The sequence below is a fragment of the Arthrobacter globiformis genome (genome assembly GCF_030817195.1).
Lineage (GTDB): Bacteria > Actinomycetota > Actinomycetes > Actinomycetales > Micrococcaceae > Arthrobacter > Arthrobacter globiformis_D.
Genome location: NZ_JAUSYZ010000001.1, coordinates 939,025 through 957,805, shown reverse-complemented (window position 1 = coordinate 957,805; position 18,781 = coordinate 939,025). Strand labels below are relative to the sequence as shown.

At 66.2% G+C, this 18,781-nt stretch carries 19 protein-coding genes; 13 read left to right on the top strand and 6 right to left on the bottom strand.

Features of this window, described 5'->3' with window-relative positions:
- Nucleotides 1-152: 152 nt before the first annotated feature.
- The 3 genes from QF036_RS04500 to QF036_RS04490 form a co-directional block, all read right to left on the bottom strand.
- A complete protein-coding gene (locus QF036_RS04500) occupies nucleotides 153-902 on the bottom strand; it encodes a ThuA domain-containing protein (RefSeq protein WP_307099600.1) in 750 nt (249 codons plus the stop codon).
- Between the two features lies 1 nt (nucleotide 903).
- Complete coding sequence (locus tag QF036_RS04495; protein ID WP_307099598.1) at nucleotides 904-1,998, bottom strand: Gfo/Idh/MocA family protein; 1,095 nt, start codon at nucleotides 1,996-1,998, stop codon at nucleotides 904-906.
- A 106-nt stretch (nucleotides 1,999-2,104) separates the two neighbouring features.
- Nucleotides 2,105-3,328 (bottom strand): ROK family transcriptional regulator, encoded by a 1,224-nt coding sequence (locus QF036_RS04490; RefSeq protein ID WP_307099596.1) that lies wholly within the window; start codon nucleotides 3,326-3,328, stop codon nucleotides 2,105-2,107.
- Nucleotides 3,329-3,503: 175 nt separating this feature from the next.
- On the opposite strand from QF036_RS04490, the gene QF036_RS04485 reads away from it, so the two are divergent.
- From QF036_RS04485 to QF036_RS04435, 11 genes are all read left to right on the top strand, one after another.
- Nucleotides 3,504-4,598, top strand: a complete 1,095-nt coding sequence (locus QF036_RS04485; RefSeq protein ID WP_307099594.1) for a Gfo/Idh/MocA family protein — start codon at nucleotides 3,504-3,506, stop codon at nucleotides 4,596-4,598.
- A complete protein-coding gene (locus tag QF036_RS04480; RefSeq protein WP_307099592.1) occupies nucleotides 4,595-5,413 on the top strand; it encodes a hypothetical protein in 819 nt (272 codons plus the stop codon). Before QF036_RS04485 ends, QF036_RS04480 begins: the two co-directional genes overlap by 4 nt.
- A 95-nt stretch (nucleotides 5,414-5,508) precedes the next feature.
- Nucleotides 5,509-6,831 (top strand): ABC transporter substrate-binding protein, encoded by a 1,323-nt coding sequence (locus QF036_RS04475; RefSeq protein WP_307099589.1) that lies wholly within the window; start codon nucleotides 5,509-5,511, stop codon nucleotides 6,829-6,831.
- An 11-nt stretch (nucleotides 6,832-6,842) separates the two neighbouring features.
- Nucleotides 6,843-7,802, top strand: a complete 960-nt coding sequence (locus QF036_RS04470) for a carbohydrate ABC transporter permease (protein WP_307099587.1) — start codon at nucleotides 6,843-6,845, stop codon at nucleotides 7,800-7,802.
- Nucleotides 7,802-8,695 (top strand): carbohydrate ABC transporter permease, encoded by an 894-nt coding sequence (locus QF036_RS04465; RefSeq protein WP_307099585.1) that lies wholly within the window; start codon nucleotides 7,802-7,804, stop codon nucleotides 8,693-8,695. Before QF036_RS04470 ends, QF036_RS04465 begins: the two co-directional genes overlap by 1 nt.
- 58 nt (nucleotides 8,696-8,753) lie before the next feature.
- Nucleotides 8,754-9,512 carry a sugar phosphate isomerase/epimerase family protein gene (locus QF036_RS04460; RefSeq protein WP_307099584.1) on the top strand — a complete coding sequence of 253 codons (759 nt, stop codon included), beginning with the start codon at nucleotides 8,754-8,756 and terminating at the stop codon, nucleotides 9,510-9,512.
- Nucleotides 9,509-10,630, top strand: a complete 1,122-nt coding sequence (locus QF036_RS04455) for a Gfo/Idh/MocA family protein (RefSeq protein ID WP_307099581.1) — start codon at nucleotides 9,509-9,511, stop codon at nucleotides 10,628-10,630. Before QF036_RS04460 ends, QF036_RS04455 begins: the two co-directional genes overlap by 4 nt.
- Before the next feature lie 8 nt (nucleotides 10,631-10,638).
- Nucleotides 10,639-11,847: a Gfo/Idh/MocA family protein gene (locus QF036_RS04450; RefSeq protein WP_307099580.1), complete on the top strand. Its 1,209-nt coding sequence runs from the start codon at nucleotides 10,639-10,641 to the stop codon at nucleotides 11,845-11,847.
- A gap of 1 nt (nucleotide 11,848) precedes the next feature.
- On the top strand, nucleotides 11,849-12,850 hold the full coding sequence (locus tag QF036_RS04445) for a sugar phosphate isomerase/epimerase family protein (RefSeq protein ID WP_307099578.1): 1,002 nt from the start codon (nucleotides 11,849-11,851) through the stop codon (nucleotides 12,848-12,850).
- A 209-nt stretch (nucleotides 12,851-13,059) separates the two neighbouring features.
- Nucleotides 13,060-13,950 carry a TolB family protein gene (locus QF036_RS04440; protein ID WP_307099576.1) on the top strand — a complete coding sequence of 297 codons (891 nt, stop codon included), beginning with the start codon at nucleotides 13,060-13,062 and terminating at the stop codon, nucleotides 13,948-13,950.
- A gap of 4 nt (nucleotides 13,951-13,954) precedes the next feature.
- Complete coding sequence (locus QF036_RS04435; protein ID WP_307099574.1) at nucleotides 13,955-14,983, top strand: Gfo/Idh/MocA family protein; 1,029 nt, start codon at nucleotides 13,955-13,957, stop codon at nucleotides 14,981-14,983.
- 13 nt (nucleotides 14,984-14,996) lie between these two features.
- On the opposite strand, the gene QF036_RS04430 is transcribed toward QF036_RS04435, so the two are convergent.
- The gene (locus QF036_RS04430) at nucleotides 14,997-16,007 is read right to left on the bottom strand and encodes a glycosyltransferase family 4 protein (protein WP_307099572.1); all 1,011 of its coding nucleotides are present in this window, start codon (nucleotides 16,005-16,007) and stop codon (nucleotides 14,997-14,999) included.
- 178 nt (nucleotides 16,008-16,185) lie between these two features.
- Between QF036_RS04430 and QF036_RS04425 the strand changes: the two genes are divergently transcribed.
- Complete coding sequence (locus QF036_RS04425) at nucleotides 16,186-16,878, top strand: DsbA family oxidoreductase (protein WP_307099569.1); 693 nt, start codon at nucleotides 16,186-16,188, stop codon at nucleotides 16,876-16,878.
- A 125-nt stretch (nucleotides 16,879-17,003) separates the two neighbouring features.
- Complete coding sequence (locus QF036_RS04420) at nucleotides 17,004-17,654, top strand: TetR/AcrR family transcriptional regulator (RefSeq protein WP_307099567.1); 651 nt, start codon at nucleotides 17,004-17,006, stop codon at nucleotides 17,652-17,654.
- A 66-nt stretch (nucleotides 17,655-17,720) separates the two neighbouring features.
- Here the strand turns inward: QF036_RS04420 and QF036_RS04415 are convergent, their stop codons facing one another.
- Together QF036_RS04415 and QF036_RS04410 are read right to left on the bottom strand one after the other, a co-directional pair.
- The gene (locus QF036_RS04415) at nucleotides 17,721-18,395 is read right to left on the bottom strand and encodes a LytR C-terminal domain-containing protein (protein ID WP_307099565.1); all 675 of its coding nucleotides are present in this window, start codon (nucleotides 18,393-18,395) and stop codon (nucleotides 17,721-17,723) included.
- Nucleotides 18,388-18,687, bottom strand: a complete 300-nt coding sequence (locus QF036_RS04410) for a type II toxin-antitoxin system VapB family antitoxin (protein ID WP_043417724.1) — start codon at nucleotides 18,685-18,687, stop codon at nucleotides 18,388-18,390. The genes QF036_RS04415 and QF036_RS04410 overlap by 8 nt, the downstream gene beginning before the upstream one ends.
- Nucleotides 18,688-18,781 lie beyond the last annotated feature (94 nt).

Here is an 18,781-nt window from a genome sequence, read left to right as displayed (position 1 = left end):
ACGTCAGTGTGCTGGGAGCGGGCAAGGGGTTTCATCACCCTTATTGCTATCACGCGGCGCCCCCAAGGACGGAAAGTCGGCGGGTCCCAAGTGTGCGTTCGCGCTGGACCGGCGGGTCCCAAGTGTGCGTTCGCGCTGGACGGGAGGCCTTCTTAGGGAGCCTGCAGGAACCAGTCCCGCTGGGCGTTGCTGACGCCCGGCGCCTCGCGGAACCGCCCCGGCTGCGCCACCCACCCCACGCCGTTGGCGATCACCTGCTGGATCTGCGGCTGGTGGTACACGGGGTACTCCTGGTCGCCCGGGCTGAAGTAGAAGATCCGTCCCTTGCCGCGCGTGAACGTCACACCCGAGCGGAACACCTCGCCGCCTTCGAAGGAGCTGATGAAGATAAGGTCGTCGGGCTCCGGAATGTCGAAGAGCTCCCCGTACATCTCCTGCTTCGGGATCACGATGGGGCTTTCCACGCCGGCGGCGATCGGATGCGAAGGCTTTACCGTCCACACGAGTTCCCGCTCGCCCTCGTTCCGCCACTTCAGCGAGCATGTGGTGCCGAGCAGTTTCGTGAAGACCTTGGCGAAGTGTCCTGAGTGCAGGACGATCAGGCCCATGCCGCCCAGGACGTGCCGCTGTACGCGGTCCACCACCTCGTCGCTGACGTCGCCGTGGGCGACGTGCCCCCACCACAGGAGCACGTCCGTGGCGGCGAGGGTCTCCTCGGACAGGCCGTGTTCGGGGTCCGCCAGCGTGGCCGTGGTGATGCCGGAGTCCGGGTAGAAACCCTTGAGTCCGTCGGCGATGGCGCCGTGCATGCCCTTGGGGTACATCTCAGCCATGGTTTCCGGCTGGTTGCGGGCCTCGTGGACACCTTCGTTCCACACCAGGATGTTGAGTTTGTCGGCCATGTCAGAGCCTCACTTCGCGCTGTTCGAGGGCGGATTTGTAGCAGGCGTCGAGCACCAGGGCACGGGTCAGGGCGAGCGAGCCGTCGTGGGCTCCCCACACGGTTTCGCCGCCGCGGACGGCTTCCACAAAGTCCTCCACCACGGCCTGGTGCGCCCGGCCCGGCTCCGCCACCACGACGTAGTCGGCGTTCTCGCCGTCCTTTTCCTTGAAGATCCGGACATCTGCGACGGGGACGTTGGAGGCCCCGACGGCGCGGAGTTCCGCGCCGCCGTCGGTGCCATAGACGATGAAGTCCATCAGGTCCTCCTCGTCCCGGTAGGCTGCCCAGCCGGCTTCGAGGATCAGCGTGCCGCCGCCTTCAAGCCGGATGAACGCCGAGGCGAAGTCCTCCACCTCAAACTTGTGGGAGGACTTCATGGCGGTGTAGCGGGCGTTGCCGCCCAGGCCGCGGGGGCCAAGCTCGGAATGTGTCGACGCCGAGACGGAGATGACCCTGGGTTCGCCCAGCAGGTGCAGGGCATAGTCCAGGACGTGGACGCCGATGTCGGCCAGCGGGCCGCCGCCTGCCAGGGCAGGGTTGGTGAACCAGCTGCCCAGCATGGGGATCCCCTGCCGGCGGAGCCACGAAGCCTTGGCGTAGTACGGCCGGCCGAGTTCGCCGTCGTCGATGATGCCTTTCAGCTTTTGGATGTCACCGCGGCGGCGGTGGTTGAAGGCCACGTCCAGCACGCGGCCGGCTTTCCGCGCCGCTTCCACCATCTGGAGGCCTTCCTCGCCGTTGCGCGCCAGGGGCTTTTCGCTCAGGACGTGCAGCCCGCGTTCAAGCGCTGCGATGGTAATCGGGGCGTGCAGGAAGGTCGGCACGGCCACGCTCACGGCGTCGAGCCCGTCGAGTTCGATCAGGTCCTCCCAGCGGGCAAACGTGTGGGGGACGCTGTACTCGTCCTTGATGCTCTTAAGCAGGTCCTCTTCCATCGCGGCGACCGCAACGAGCTCCACGCCGTCCATTTTCTTGTAGGCCTCGATGTGTTGCTGGCCGGCCCAGCCGATCCCGATGACGCCAACCCTCAGGGCCGCGTTTTTCTGCGTGCTCAATTTCAAGACTCCGTTTTCGCTTGGATGTGAAAGTTGGTCTCCCTGTGTCCGCAATCCCATGGGCCTGCGGGCATTGGGCTACGGCCACCAGGCCGGCGTGCTCCGGCTACCCCGTGGCCTGCAGTGTGGCTTCAATGACGGTCGGGGACAGGACGTGCTGGGTGACCATCTGGCTCGCGCCCAGCACGGCAGCCTGGCCGCCCGCCATGGACAGGCCGATGCGCAGGTGCGTGGTGGCGAGCGGGAGCGACCTGCGGTAGACCACTTCGCGCACGCCCGCCATGAGGTGTTCACCGGCCTGGCCGAGGCTTCCGCCCACCACAATGACCGACGGATTCAGCAGGTTCACCACCGTGGCAAGCACATCGCCCACGTCCCGGCCAGCCTGGCGAAGGGCCTGAATGGCCTGCAGGTTGCCCCCGGCCACCAGGCGGAGGACGTCGGCTCCGCTCTCTGCCTCAACGCCCTGTGCCGCCAGTGCCCGTGCCACGGCAGGGCCTGATGCGAGTGCCTCGAGGCAGCCGTAGTTGCCGCACCGGCACAGGACGTCATCGCCCCGGGGCACCCGGACGTGGCCGAGGTCCCCGGCGGTGCCGTTGGCGCCGCGCTGCAGTTCACCGTTGCTGATGATGCCGGCCCCGATGCCTGTGGCCACCTTGATGAACAGGAAGTTATCGTGCTCCGGCCAGTGGCCTGTGCGTTCACCCAGCGCCATGATGTTGACGTCGTTGTCCACCAGCACCGGGACAGGGAACGAGCGCTGGACGTGGCTGACCACGTCGAACCCGTCCCAGCCCGGCATGATGGGCGGCTTCACCGGCCTGCCGGTGGCGTGTTCCACAGGCCCCGGCAGGCCGATTCCGACGCCGGCGAGGTCCTCCGTGGTCCGTCCCGTCTCAGCCAGCAGCGAGGTCGCCTCGGTCACGAGCCGGCCCAGCACTGCTTCCGGCCCCTCGGCCACATCCTGGACCAGACGACGTTCGCTGAGGATGTTTCCACCCAGGTCAGTGACCGCGATGATCACGTGGGTGGCACCGACGTCGACGGCCAGCACTGCCCGGGCGGCCGGCTTGAAGGCAAAGCGCGACGGCGGCCTGCCGCCGCTCGATGTCGCCTCACCGGCGGGGCCCACCAGCCCTGAGGCAATCAGCGCATCAATGCGGGACGCCACCGTGGAACGGGCAAGTCCTGTGGTCAGCGCCAGCTCGGCCCGGGTCCGGGCCTTGCCGTCACGGAGCAGCTGAAAAAGGTCGCCGGCGCGGGACAGGCTGCCCGTGCCGTCGGCGGAAACCGGCTCCGCAGTCTGGCCATTTCCCGTTCGTGGACTCATGGCTTCAGTGATAGCACGAATGCTTCTGCGTGTCACAGGACACAAAGAATGTCGATAACTTTCCGACTTTTGCTTGACGCTCGTCAAAAGTGGTTCTAGGTTGAGCTGTGAGCCGCATCACCAGGCAGCACGGGGTGCGGCGGGCAGAGCTTTTTCCGGCGATTACAAAGAGGTAATGACCTTGTCGAGCCAGCACCAACCAGGCGCCCCTCTTGGCGTCGGCATCCTGGGCGCGGGGCCTGTCACCCAGGCAATCCACCTTCCGTCCCTTGCCAGACTCACCGACATTCTGCAGGTACGGCACATCATGGACGTGGATCCGGCCGTGGCCGAATCCGTTGCAGGCCGGGTGGGCGCCCGCTTCAGCACCAGCATGGAGGAACTGCTGGCCGATCCAGACGTGGACATCGTGGCCATCTGCAGCCCGCACCAGTTCCATGCCGCCCAAGTCATCGCCAGCTGCCGGGCGGGCAAGAAGGCGGTGCTGTGCGAGAAGCCCTTCGCGATGACCGGGGAGGAAGCAGCGGGCATCTCCGCCGTCTCGGCCGAGACCGGCGTCCCCATCATCGTCGGAGCGATGCACACCTTCGATCCGGGCTGGCTGGCAGCCGAAGCAGCCTGGGGTGATCTGCCGGAGCAAGTCCACACCATCCGCTCCTCCATCATCCTGCCGCCCAACCCGCGCTTTGAGGACTTCGCCACCGAAATCGTGGGCCGGATTCCCATGCCGGAGCGCGACGCCTCCGGACCCGAGGTCACCAAGGCCATGCTCCGGGGCGGCGTGATGGGCCTGGCCATCCACGATCTGCCCCTGGTCCGCCGTTTCGCCCCCGACTTTGCGTCGGTGGAGGTCCTCCACGCCGAAGTCGCGCACCCGTTCGGCTATGTCATTTCGCTGCGCGCCGGGGCTGTGGCCATCGAGCTGCGCGCCGCCATGAACGCCACCTGGGAACCGGCATGGGTGTTCGAAGCCATCGGCAATGAGGCCGCCCTGAGGATCGACTTCACGCCGTCGTACGTCCACGCCGGCTCCGCAGCAGCGCAGATCCGGAAGGACGGGAAGACCTTGTTCCTTGGCCCCTACGGCCACAACGGCTACGAAGGCGAATGGCGCAAGCTCGCCGAACTGGCCAACGGCACCGGCCAGCCGCCGTCGGCCGAAACGCTAATCCATGACCTTGAGTTCGCCCTGTCCATCGCCGACGCCGCCGTCAGCCTCGTGGACGCCGGCACCACCGGCGCCACCGCAGCCGAGGAGGTCAGCGCATGACCGCGCAGCTGTCCCTGTACGCGGACCCGCAGGCGCAAACGGCCGGGTCCGTGGCCGCCGTCGCCGCTTCCCTCCCCCTGTCCTTCGGTCCGGCCCCGGCCGAAGGGCCGGCTCCCGATGTCATCGCTGTCGCCGGCCACTCTGGCTGGACCCGACGGGCCGCCGACGCGATCCGCAGCGGCGCCCGGGGCGTCGTCGTGGCTTCACCGGTCCCCGAGGGCGCGGACCAACTGGCCGCCGAAGCGTCAGAGTCCGGGGCGGCAGTGGTTCTCGACCAGCGCTGGGCCGGAAACGCAGTACTCGCCGGGCCCCGCACAAACGTGGAGAGTGTCATTGCCGATGCCCTTGGCGACGCCGTGCTGATGGACTCGGTTGCCGTGGCAACACCCGGAACAGATCCCCTGCAGCTGCTGACGGAGCAACTCTCCGCAGTCCTGCACTCCGGCATTGAACTGCGCAACGTGAGGATGGTCCAGCGCAGCGCCAACGGCTACACACTGGCCGCCGTCCTCCCCGGTGGAGCACCCGTTGCCCTGCAGGGCATCATCACGTCGTCGTTGCCGGCGACGGCAAGCATCTGCGTTCTCACTTCTACGGGACGTGCCGACATCGTGCTGCCGGACCCCGCGGCGGCGTGGCCGGCAGAGGTCCGCATCGTCACCGCGGAGGGGGCGACGACGCTTCCCACACTTTACGAATCGGCTCACCGCACCAGCTGGTCAAGGGTCCACTCGCACATCTCGTCCGGTAACCCCGCCAACGATCTGGCGCAGTTCACCGCGGCCATGTCGCTCCTCAGCCAGCTCACCGACTAGACAGTCTTTCCCAGCAATCCAGCGTCACCTTCACCATCCACTCATCGTCGAGAAGGGACCGGGCATTCAGCAGCCCGGGCCTGAAAGGAAACACCGTGTCTGCTAATTCCTCCTCCGCTTTCTCCCGCAGGGGATTCCTCGGCTTCGCCGCCGCCGCCGCATCCGCTCCCCTCCTGGCCGCCTGCGGCGGCGGCTCAGCCTCCCAGGGCGGCGGCGGGGGCGGAAACGGAGTCATCAAATTCTGGGATATGCCATGGGCAACGCCCGCCTACAACGACGCCGCCAAGAAGATCGTGGAAGGCTACTCGCCGGCGTCCGGCAACCTCAAGGCCAGCTACCAGACCATCCAGTGGAACAACTTCTACCAGACGTTCTCATCCGCCATCGCATCCAAAACTGGTCCCGCGGTGTCCACCGGTGGCGGTTTCCAGGCCTTCCAGTTCGAGAAGCAGGGCCAGATCGCCTACGCGGACAAGGTCATTGACGAGCTCAAGAAGAACGGCCAGTTCGATGACTTCCTGCCGGGCGTGCTGGAGCCCTTCAAGTCGGACAAGGGCTACGTGGCCGTCCCGTGGCAGCTGGACATGCGTGTGTTCTGGTACCGCAAGTCCCTGTTCGAGCAGGCCGGCGTGGACGTTCCAAAGGACTGGGCTTCGCTCTTGGAGGCCGGCAAGGCGCTGAAGAAGGTCGGCGCCTTCGGCTTCGCCACCGGTTCCGGCGCCGGCAACAACATCGGCAACCACTCGATGATCATGATGATGGTCAACAACGGCGGCGGCGTGTTCACCAAGGACGGCGAGCTCGACGTCATGAACGACCGCAACGTGGAGGCCATCGAGTTCCTCCTCGAACTGGTCTCCAATGGAATCGTCGACCCGGCGTCGGTGAGTTACACCACCGAAAACCTCAACGCCATGTGGAAGAACAAAAAGGCAGCCTTCGGCCCCTACGTCCTGGGCGTCCCCGAGCGTGTCGGTGACACTTCCGGGGACATCGTGGTGGCGAGCCCGATTGCGGGCCCGCATGGGGACAAGGGCGGCTTGGTGTTCCCGAACAACATCATGATGTACACGAACACACCCTCGCAGGCCTCCTCCGAAGCCTTCCTGGTCTCCTACATGGGCCAGCTGAAGGAACTGTGGCGGCAGAAGCTGATGAACGCGCTGCCGGTCTTCAAGTCCATTACCGAAATTCCGGAGTTCGCCAGCGACCCGAACAACGTCAAGATCGTGAAGGAATGGCAGCCGATCGCCAAGACCTTCGCTTCCCAGGGGACGGTGCTCAACGACAACCTTGCGGTCCTCGACGGCGGCCAGGCCCTGAACCAGTTCACGCAGACCGTCCTGACCGGCAAGACCGACGCCAGGTCCGCACTGCAGGCCTTTGAGTCGGGCCTGAAGTCAGTCATTAAGAAGTAAGCGGCCTTTCGATGGCACTGACCACAGCCCAGACCGGCCTGAGCCGGGCTCGCCGCGGGGTAGCCCCCGGCGGGGCCGGGAGGCCCGCCAACCGCAAGAGCAAGCTCACTGCGCAGACCAGCCGGACATTCTTCTGGCTCCTGCTGCCCTCGGTGATCCTGCTCGTCCTCATCCACGGCTACCCGCTGATCGAGGCCGGCGTGCAGGCCACGCATGACGGCTCCCTGATCGAAGCGGGCAATTTCGTGGGCGGCGAAAACTTTGCCACCGTCCTGTCCTCACCGGCCTTCTGGAAGGCCGCCCAGTTCACCCTGCTCTTCACCATCGTGGGCGTCTTCGGCTCCTGGCTCGTGGGCCTGGGCCTGGCCCTGCTGCTGCGCACCAAAATCCCGGCCGGCGGCACCTTCAAGGTCCTCCTGCTGCTGCCGTGGGTGGTCCCGATCGTGGTGTCCTCCACCGCGTGGAACTGGCTGGTCGCCACGCCCGACAGCCTGATCCCCTCGCTGTTCCGCAACCTCGGGCTCGGCACCCCGCTCTTCCTCGCCGACCCGAGCCTCGCCGCCCTCACCGTCATGGTGTTCAAGGTCTGGGTCAGCTTCCCCTTCATGATGATGATGATCTCCGCGGCACTGGCTTCCGTGGACAGCACCGTCTACGAAGCAGCCAGCATGGACGGCGCCACCCGCTTCCAGCAGTTCAGCCAGATCACCCTGCCGCTGATCGCCCGGTCCACCTACATCAGCTGGATCCTGATGACCATCTTCTGCGTCAACGACTTCCCCACCATCTACCTCCTCACCGGCGGCGGCCCGGTGGACGCCACCACTTCCCTCGTGGTCCTCGCCTACCGGACAGTCTTCCAGGACTTCGCCACCGGTCCCGGCGTGGCCATCGCATTCCTTATGACCATGACCCTGGTGGTCGTCTCCGTTCTCCTGTACCGCCAGATCCGAAAGTCGAGCGTCGAATAATGAGCGCAGCACTCCACGCCCACCCCGAATCCGGCCCGGTCCTCGGCGTCGCCGGCCCAGCCAAAAACCGCCGCGTCCTTTCCGAAGCCGGCCACCGCGGCCAGTGGTGGAGGCTCGTCGCGATCCTGGCCATCACCGCCATCGTCCTCGTCCCCATCATGGTCACCGTGGTCCTGGCCTTCACCCCCGGCCCCACGAGCACCGCCACAGGCTTCACCCTCGAGAATTTCGGCTCCGTCTTCTCCGAAACCCTGGCCTCGACCTGGCTGCAGAACAGCCTCGTCACCACGCTCTCCACCGTCGTCGTCTCCGTAGCCGTCGCCGCACCCGCCGGCTACGTCCTCTCCCGCGGACGTAGCAAAGCCGTCTCCGGCTACTCCCTGCTGCTCTTCGTCATGCAGTCCCTGCCGATCATCACCTCCGTGGTGCCGCTGTTCATCCTCTTCGCCGGCATGGGACTGGTGGACAACCTACTGGGCCTGACCATCATCTACGTCGGCTCCACCATGACCGTGGCCACCTGGATGATGGCCGCCTACTTCGACTCCATCCCCATCAGCCTCGAGGAGGCCTCCTGGATCGACGGCTGCTCCGTCTTCGGCTCTTTCACCAAGGTCGTGCTCCGCAACAGCCTCCCCGGCATCCTCTCCACCGCGATCTTCGCCTTCCTGCTCGCCTGGAACGACTACCTCGTCGCCATCGTGTTCCTGCGCTCCACGGAGATCTTCACCCTTCCCATGGGCGTCCAGTCCTTCTTCCAGCAGAACCAGACGGACTGGACGTCCGTCATGGCCCTCGCCGTGATCATGATGCTCCCGCCGGTCATCGTCTTCGCCGCCCTGAACAAGTACTTCAGCGTTGGCGGCATCGGCGGATCCCTCGCGGGCCGCTAACCGCCAGTTGCCCAGGAACCAAATTTTGAGAACAATACAACCACCGCAAAGGAACGAAATGTCTTACTCACTCCAGCTGTACACCCTGCGCAACGCCATTCAGGCGGACCTGCCCGGCACCATCCGGAAGGTGGCGGAGATCGGTTTCACCCAGGTTGAGCCGTACAACTTCGTGGCCACGGCCAAGGAGCTCGGTGCCGCGCTGAAGGAGAACGGGCTGACCGCCCCGTCCGGCCATGCTCCGCTGCTGAGCCAGGACCAGGACGAGATCTTCGCCGCTGCCAAGGAGCTCGGCATCAGCACGGTGATCGAACCGTACATCACCGCCGAGCACTGGCAGAAGGCCGAGGACATCCAGGCCACCGCGGCGAAGCTTAACGCTGCCGCGAGGAAGGGCGCCGAATACGGGATCCGCGTCGGCTACCACAACCACGCCTGGGAGCTGGAGTCCAGCATCGAGGGCCAGACCGCCCTGGAGTACTTCGAAGGGCTGCTGGACCCCGAGCTGGTCCTCGAAGTGGACACCTACTGGGTTGCCGTGGGTGGCCAGGACCCGGTGAAGATCCTGACCAAGCTGGGCGACCGGGTGAAGTTCATCCACATCAAGGACGGCCCGCTGAACACCGACACCAAGGCCCAGCAGCCGGCAGGCCAAGGCAAGATCCCGGTGTGGGACGTCATCGGCGCGGCAAAGTCGCTGGAAGTGGGCGTCGTGGAATTCGACGACTACTCCGGGGACATCTTCGACGGCATCACCCAGTCGCTCAGCTTCCTGACCTCCGACTCCGCAAAGGCCACCGAGGGAGCACAGGCATGAGCGGCGCAGCATCCACCCGCCGGGGCCCCGTCGGTGTCGCCGTCATCGGCGCAGGCGTCATCAGCAAGCAGTACCTGGACAACCTGACCGCCTTCCCGGACCTGAAAGTCCACGTCATCGCCGACCTCTTCGAGGAGGCAGCCGAGGCGCGGGCCAAGGAATACGGCGTCCCCGAGTGGGGCGGCGTGGACGCCGCACTGAACCATCCCGACGTCGAAATCATCGTCAACCTGACCATCCCGGCCGCGCACGTCGAGGTGGCCACCGCCGCCGTCAACGCCGGCAAGCACGTCTGGACTGAGAAGCCGTTCTCGCTGGACCGGGAATCAGGCCTCGGACTGCTGAAAACAGCCGACGCCGCCGGACTGCGCCTCGGCTGCGCCCCGGACACGTTCCTCGGCGCCGGGCTCCAGACGGCGCGCCGCCTCATCGAACGGGGGGACATCGGGACCCCGCTCACCGCGATGACCACCTTCCAGACCCCCGGCCCGGAAGCCTGGCATCCCAACCCGGCCTTCCTGTTCCAGTACGGTGCGGGGCCGCTGTTCGACATGGGCCCGTACTACCTCACTGCCCTGGTCCAGACGTTCGGGTCGGTCCGCAAGGTCGCCGCCGTCGGGTCCAAGGCCAAGGAAGTCCGTGTCATCGGCTCCGGTCCCAGGGCCGGTGAGGAATTCACCGTTGACGTCCCCACCCATGTCTCCGCGATGGCCCAGTTCGAGGGCGGCCAGTCCTCGCACAGTGTCTTCAGCTTCGAATCTCCGCGCCAACGGATGGGCTTCGTGGAGATCACCGGCACCGAGGCCACCATCTCGCTCCCGGACCCCAATTTCTTCGACGGCGACGTACGCCTCTGGCGCGCCGGCGACGAGGACTGGACAGTCATCCCCGCTACCGGCCCGGCCAATGGACGCGGCATGGGTGTGCTGGACATGGCCCGCTCCATCCGGGCCGGTGTGCCGCACCGAGCCACCGGCAACCTCGCCTACCACGTCCTGGACACCATGGTTTCGATCTCCGAGTCCATGGAGTCGGGAACGTTCATCGACGTCGAAAGCTCCGCCCCCGCGTCCGCAGCCCTCCCCGAGGACTGGAATCCCACCGCCCTCACTCTCTAGGAATACCAATGACTTCCCACGAATCACCCGGCACACCGCCGGGAGCCAACCGCCGTTTGGGTGTGGCGATGATCGGCTACGCGTTCATGGGCAAGGCCCACTCAAACGCGTGGCGGAACGTCGCGTCCTACTTCGATGTCCCGGCCTTCGAGCAGAAAGTGCTCGTGGGCCGGGACGCCGGCCAGGTCACCGCGGCCGCCGCTAAGTATGGCTGGTCGGAGTCCGCGACGGACTGGCGTTCAGTCCTGGAACGGGACGACATCGATATCGTCGATATCTGCGCCCCGGGCTGGATGCACGCCGAGATCGCCATTGCCGCCCTCGAAGCCGGGAAGCACGTGCTCGTGGAGAAACCGCTGGCCAACACGCTCGCCGAGGCCGAGGCCATGACCGACGCGGCCCAGGTGGCCCGTGCCAGGGGTGTGCAGTCCATGGTCGGGTTCAACTACCGCCGCGTGCCCGCCCTGGCACTCGCCCGCGAGCTGATCGCGGAGGGCCGGGTCGGCACCGTGCGGCACGTACGCGCCGCCTACCTGCAGGACTGGCTCGCCGACGCGGAGTCACCGATGACCTGGCGGCTGAACAAGGAAACCGCCGGGTCCGGCGCCCTCGGGGACATCGCGTCCCATGCGATCGACCAGGTCCTGTTCCTCCTGGGCGACGCCGTCACCGAGGTCTCCGGCCGGCTGCACACCTTCACGCCGGTCCGGCCCGGAAAGCACGGGCCGGAGACCGTGACGGTCGACGACGCCGCCTGGGCCACGCTGTCCCTCGCCTCCGGGGCCATCGCCTCCGTCGAAGTCTCCAGGGTGGCCACCGGTCAGAAGAACTCCCTGAAGCTGGAGATCTACGGAGAGAAGGGCACCATCCTCTTTGACCTCGAGAACCTGAACGAACTCGGCTTCCTGGACGCCACCGCCCCGGTGCGGGAGCAGGGCTTCCGCCGGATCCTGGTCAACGAACCCGACCACCCCTACCTTGATGCGTGGTGGCCGCAGGGCCACATCATCGGCTGGGAACACACCTTCACGCACGAGATCCGTGACTTCCTATCCGCGATTGGCACCGGTGACGCGCCGTCGCCGTCGTTCGAGGAGGGCCTCGCCGTCCAGCGCGTGCTGGCCGCCGTCGAGGAGTCCGCGGCAGCGAAAAGCGCCATCATCCAACTCGTCCAGCCCACCGGCGCCGCAGCCGCCACACCGACCGAAGGAGCCTGACATGCCCCGCCCGTATACCCTGTTCACCGGCCAGTGGGCCGACCTGCCCTTCGAGGAAGTCGCCAGGCTCGCCTCCGGCTGGGGCTATGACGGCCTGGAAATCGCCGTCTCCGGGGACCACCTGGACGCCTGGCGCTGGGACGAACCCGGCTACGTCGAGTCCAAGCTCGCCGTGCTGGAGAAGTACAACCTCAAGGTCTGGGCCATCTCCAACCACCTCAAAGGCCAGGCCGTCTGCGATGACCCCATCGACTTCCGCCACGAAGCCATCGTCGGATCCAAAGTCTGGGGCGACGGCGACCCCGAAGGCGTCCGCCAACGCGCCGCCGAGGAAATGAAACACACCGCCCGCCTCGCCAAAGCCCTCGGCGTGGACACCGTCGTCGGATTCACCGGCTCCTCCATCTGGCAATACGTCGCCATGTTCCCGCCCGTCCCGGAAAAAGTCATCGACGCCGGCTACCAGGACTTCGCCGACCGCTGGAACCCCATCCTGGACGTCTTCGACGAAAACGGCGTCCGCTTCGCCCACGAAGTCCACCCCTCAGAAATCGCCTACGACTACTGGACCACCGTCCGCACCCTCGAAGCCATCGGCCACCGCGAAGCGTTCGGCCTGAACTGGGACCCCTCCCACTTCATGTGGCAGGGCATCGACCCGGTTTCCTTCATCTGGGACTTCAAAGACCGGATTTACCACGTGGACTGCAAGGACACCAAGCTCCGCCCCACCGGCCGGAACACCGTGATGGGCTCGCACCTGCCCTGGGGCGACCCACGCCGCGGCTGGGACTTCGTCTCCGCCGGCCGCGGCGACGTCCCCTGGGAATCGAGCTTCCGGGCCCTCACTGCGATCGGCTACACCGGCCCGATCTCCGTCGAATGGGAAGACGCCGGCATGGACCGCCTCCACGGCGCCCCCGAAGCCCTCGCCGCCCTCAAGAAATTCGACTTCCCGGCGTCGCAGACCAGCTTCGACGCCGCCTTCAGCACAAAGGACTGATCCAGCCAACTCCATCCCCGCCCGCCCGCCCAAATCCATTGGACCGCGTAAAGGAACTGCACCTATGCACGATTTGTCCCGCTTTTCGACGGCGTGAGCCTGGCCGGGTGGCATCCGGCGCACTGGTGCGACGCCATGTTCGGCGAAGCCCGGTGGGGAAAGGGCGCACAATGCCGGTGGCGGAACATCCAGATCAAGGAGCTCTAGAAATGTTGCGAACCCTTCAGTCGGGCCAGCGCTGCGAGGTCTGGATTGCGTCCGTCACCGGCGACCGCGAGCTGGTGTTCGCGTCCGACGAACTCCTCCTCGAAGCTCCCAACTGGACTCTCGACGGCTCGGCCCTCATCCTCAACGGGGACGGCGTGCTCTGGCGGGTCGAGCTCGGCAGCGGCCATCTCAGCCAGGTTCCCCTCAGCGGCATCCCCGAGCTCAACAACGACCACGTCCTGGCGCCCGACGGCACAGGCATCTTCCTATCGGCAAACGACGGTCACATTTATCGTGCGCCGCTTGGCGGCGGAGAGGGCCGGAGGGTCACGGCCGACGACGGCTTCTTCCACTTCCTGCACGGTGTAAGTCCCGACGGCGGTGAGCTCGCCTACGTGGGAATCGAGGCCGGAAACTTCACGCAGCCCGGCCGGCTCCTGACCTTGCCCGCGGACGGCGGGCCGCCGTCGTGGTTCGACACCGGTGACGGGCACTGCGACGGCCCCGAGTACTCGCCCGACGGAAAATGGCTCTATTTCAACACGGAAGCGTTCACCAGCGCGCCCGGTCACGCACAGCTCGCCCGCATGCGCGCGGACGGCAGAGGCCGCGAGCAACTGCTGTCGAGCGACACCGTCGACTGGTTCCCGCATCTGTCCCCCGACGGCCGCCTGGCCAGCTACATCCGGTTCCCCAGCGGCACGCAAGGCCACCCGGCGGACCTGCCGGTCGACGTCGTACTTGTCTCAACCGATAACTGGGCCGCGCCGCTGCAGACCTGGGCCCTCTTCGGCGGGCAGGGAACGCTGAACGTCAACAGCTGGGCGCCCGATTCCACCCGGTTCGCGTACGTCGCGTACCCGCTCGCCAACTCCAACCCCGCAAAGGACTGAGCACGTGACCAACCACCCCAATGGCACTTCCGACGGACACATCCGCTGGGGAATCCTCGGCACGGGATTCATCGCAGGCCTGCAAACGCAGGACCTGGCCGAAAACGGCTTCACTGTGCAGGCCGTCGGCTCCCGCAACGCGGAATCGAGCAAGGCGTTCAGTGAAAAGTTCGCCATTCCCACCGCACATGCAAGCTACGAAGCACTGGTTGCGGACCCGGACGTCGACGTCGTTTACATTGCCTCGCCGCACACGTACCACCATGCCCATGCGCTGCTCGCCCTGAACGCCGGAAAGCACGTGCTGGTGGAGAAGCCGTTCACCATCAACGCCCGGGAAGCGCAGGAAATCTTTACGCTGGCTGAGGCCAAAGGCCTCGTGGCACTGGAGGCCATGTGGAGCCGCTTCCTCCCCCACATGATCCGGCTCCGCGAGATCATCGCTGAGGGCTCACTCGGACAGATCCGGAAGGTCACGGCCAGCCACAACCAGAACCTTCCCAAGGATCCCGCGCACCGGCTCAACGATCCTGCCTTGGGCGGCGGTGCACTGCTGGACCTCGGCGTCTACCCGGTGTCCTTTGTCTTTGACGTCCTCGGCACGCCGGACACCATCCGGGCCAGCGCTTCCATGACGGCAACGGGCGTGGACCGGCAAACGGCAGCAATCTTCGAGTACGCGGACGGACAGCAGGCGCTCGTGGACTGCGCCCTGGACATCGCATCAAACAACCGCGCCGCCATCATCGGGACGGAGGGGTGGATTGACGTCGAACCCACCTGGTACAACCCGACGCCCTTCACCTGGTTCGACGCTCAGGGGAACGTCGTGGTGAAGTTCGACCAGCGGGTGACCAGCAGGGGGATGCAGTACCAGGCGGCCGAAATGGAGCGCTTGGTCAGCGAAGGCCTCACCGCGGGCACTGTTCTTCCCCCGAGCGAGAGCGTGGCTGTCATGGCCGCGATGGACGAGATCCGCCGCCAGATCGGCCTCAAGTACGACGCCGACGCGGTCCCGTCTTCGCTGCAGTGACAGCTCCAGGCTGTCAGCCGAGAATCTGTTCATAGAGCGCCAGGTGGTCCGCCACCATGCGGGCCGAGCTGAAGCGCTGCTCCACCGAGGCGCGGCAGGCCGCCCGGCTGAGGCCTGCGGCCTGGGCGGCGAATCCAGCGAGCTCGTCGACGCCGCCCAGGTAACCCGTGACGCCGTGCTCCACGATTTCCGGCGCCGCACCGGCGGGAGTCCCCACAACGGGCGTTCCGGTGGCCAGTGCCTCAATCATCACGAGTCCGAATGGTTCCGGCCACTGGATCGGATTCAGGAACGCGAGCGCGCCGCCCACCAGTTCATATTTTTCGGCATCGGACAGCGGTCCCGTGAACTCCACATCAGGCCCCAGCGCCGGCCTGACGACGTCGTCGAAATAGCCCTGCTCCTGCGGGCCCTGGATCCGGGCGCTGATGCGCAGGGGGATTACAGCGGCACGCGCAATGTGGATTGCTTCGAGGACGCCCTTGTCCGGGGACAGCCGTCCGAGGAAACAGAGGTAGCCGCCGTTCCCCTGGCCCACCGGGACGGACGCCACATCCATGCCATGGTGGATCACCTTTGCCACCGGGACTTCCGGCGAACGGCTGACCTGGTCATGCGAGATGGCAATGATGCCGGTGGTCTTTCCGATTGCGCTATACAGGTCCACGGCCTGTGGGGCCAGCCGGATGTGGATGGTGGTGACCACCGGGACACCGGCCGGCCGGTGGGCATACAGCGGTCCGCTCATGGTGTGGTCATGGATGATGTCCACACCCGCCATGCCGTCGTAGGCCCTGATGATGTGGCTCAGCTCAGACAATGCGGAACCCAAGTCCGCCGGTTGCGAGGGACGCATCCGTGGAGCCAGGGGAACAGGGCAGGTGCTGTCGGACGGGGCTGCCAGCAGGACGTCATGCCCGGCCGCGGCGAAGCCGCGCGCAAGGCTGTCCACCACCCGTTCGGTGCCGCCGTACCCGGGCGGCGGAACCGGGATCCATGGGGCCGATATCAGTCCAATGCGCATATTGCCTCCCACGAATGTACGGCCTGACCGCCGGGAGTTAGTCCAAACAATATGGCCGGACCCGCCGCCAGACAAGGTCTGCGGGAACCCGGGCTTCCAAGCAACAGGGTCCGGCCGGCGTGACCAAAGCAACTGCCCGCGCAGGAATGCCCAGAAAGGCCCGGGAGTTGTCGCAGGCATGAAGATTGAGATCTGGTCAGACGTCGCATGCCCCTGGTGCTACATCGGCAAGCGCCGGTTCGAGGCCGCCCTCGCCGAGTTCCCGCACCGCGACCAGGTGGAGGTGCAGTGGCGCAGCTACCAGCTGGACCCGACCCTGCCCGAACACTACGACGGCACCGAAGTGGACTACCTCAGCACGCGCAAGGGCCTCGCCCCCGCCCAGGTCATGCAGATGTTCGACCATGTAGCAGCCCAGGCCAAAGGTGAGGGCCTCAACTACCGGTTTGACGCCGTCGTGGTTGCCAACAGCTTTACGGCCCACAGGCTGATCCATCTGGCTGCCGCGCACGGCAAGCAGGATGCGGCGAAGGAGCGGCTGCTCAGCGACCACTTCGAGCACGGCAAGGACATCGGCAGCCCCGGCTACCTCGCCTCGGTCGGCGCGGATCTTGGGCTCGATGCACGTGACGTTGCCGAGCTGTTCAGCACCGACAAGTACGCCGACGACGTCCGCCGCGACTTCGCCGAGGCCCGCGCCCTGGGCATCAGCGGCGTGCCGTTCTTCGTGATCGACCGCAAGTACGGGCTGTCCGGCGCCCAGCCCGTGGCAAGCTTCACCATGGCCCTCGAGCAGGCCTGGCAGGAGGCGCACCCGCTGGTGATGGCTGGCGACGCCGACGCGTGTGGCCCGGACGGCTGCCCCGTCTGAGTCCTGCACCGCCTGACCCTTTCCTGAGTTCTTGTACAGATATCGTCCCCTGGAGGGCGTTTGGGGCCCATTAGCTGTACAAAAACTCGGAACGGTTTGGTGACAGATCGCGGTAAAGTGTCCCTATGCCACGGATCTCGGCCCCCAGCAACGCTGCCCAACGCGCCGAGACCCAGCGCCGCATCCTGAACGCCTTCGGTGAGCTCCTCTTCTCCCACGGCCTGCCCGGGCTCACCATGACGGACGTCGCCCGGCACGCAGGGATTGGCCGTACGGCTGTCTACAACTACTACGCCGACATCGAAGAGCTCCTGATCGCCTACGCACTCGTGGAGACGGAACGGTTCATGACGGGGCTGCGCGAGTCGCTGTCCCGGCTGGACAATCCGGTGGACCAGCTGGCCCTGTACGTGCGTGCCCAGGTGGAGGATCTCAGCCGCCGCCATCTGCCCCCGGGTCCGGCCATGGGCTCAGTCCTCTCGCCGGCGTCGTTCGCCAAGCTGGCGGATCACGTAGGCGGGCTCAACGACATGCTGCAGGACATTATTCGCGACGGCATGGACCAGGGCTACTTCCCCAAGGCCGATGCCCTCCAGCAGGCGCAGCTGATCCACGGCACCCTCTCCTCCAGCGCCGCCCGCGGCGGCGACGCCACCGAAGATCTGGAGGACAGGATCTCCCGGACCGTCCGCTTCATCCAGTTGGGCGCCGGGGCAAGGTTCGACGACGGCGGCCGCCCCTTGCGCCTGCAGCCGCCGGCCGCTGCGGCCAGCTAAGGATCAGCCAGGATCAGCCGACCGGCTAAGGGCCAGCCAGCGGCAGGACCCGGGCGGCGCTGAAGATCAGGGCTTGGCGCCCTGAGTGGGCATGACCGGCCACTGCGAATCGTCGGCGACGCGCCGGCTTTCCCGCGGGCAGCTGAGCTGCCCCGGAGTCTGGTCAACAAGCTGCGGCTTGACCAGGCCGCGGTAGTCGCTGGTCAGGATCACATCCACGCTGGCGTCCTTGCGCCCGTCCTGGAAGTAATCGGAGCCCGGCAGATTCCGCTGGACGGTGAAGGCCGCCGACTGTCCGGCAGCGCCCGAGACGATTGCCGCCACGCCGCGGTATCCGGTCTGCGTGTTGGCGACGTTGCCAACAACAAACTTCCGGGCTTTGAATTCATTGGCTGCCGCCTTGGCTAGTCCGTTGCGGCTCGTGGCGTTGAGGATGTTCACCTTCACCTTGGCGGGCGGCGTGTAGTCGAAGGTTGTGGCGGGGCAGACGGAGGAGTTCTCCTGGGCCTGGATGGTGGACGGAAACTTGATCTGCCCGCTCATCACACCCATCGCCCCCATGATCCCCGCGACAATGAGGCCCAGCAGCAGCACGAGCACCACACCGTGCAGGATCCGGCGGCGCAGCCGGCCCGGGTTCTGCGCGTTTTCGTCGTCGTCGACGAACGTGGCCCTGAGCTCTGGACCGGTAATGACGCGGTGACCGTGGAGAACGGTCAGGTCCTTGGGTTTCCTAGCCATCGATCACGAGCACCCTTGCATGTATGGCGGTGCGCTGGTGGAGCGCCGTCCTTACCGCGCGGTGCAGGCCATCCTCCAGGTAGAGGGTGCCCTGGTACTGCACCACGTGGGGAAACAGGTCGCCAAAGAAAGTGGAGTCCTCGGCAAGGAGCGCTTCAAGGTCCAGGGTCCGCTTGGTGGTCACAAGTTCATCCAGCCGCACGGGACGGGGCGGAAGCGCCGCCCAGTCTTTCGGGGTACTGAAACCATGGTCGGGGTAAGGGCGTCCCTCGCCCACAGCTTTGAATATCACCCTGTAAGCGTAAGCAACTGGCCGGTTCTAGGGAATGTGGAATCAGCGCGCCGCGGGAGGTTGTAGCCAAACAGTAACTATGTGTCACATGCTG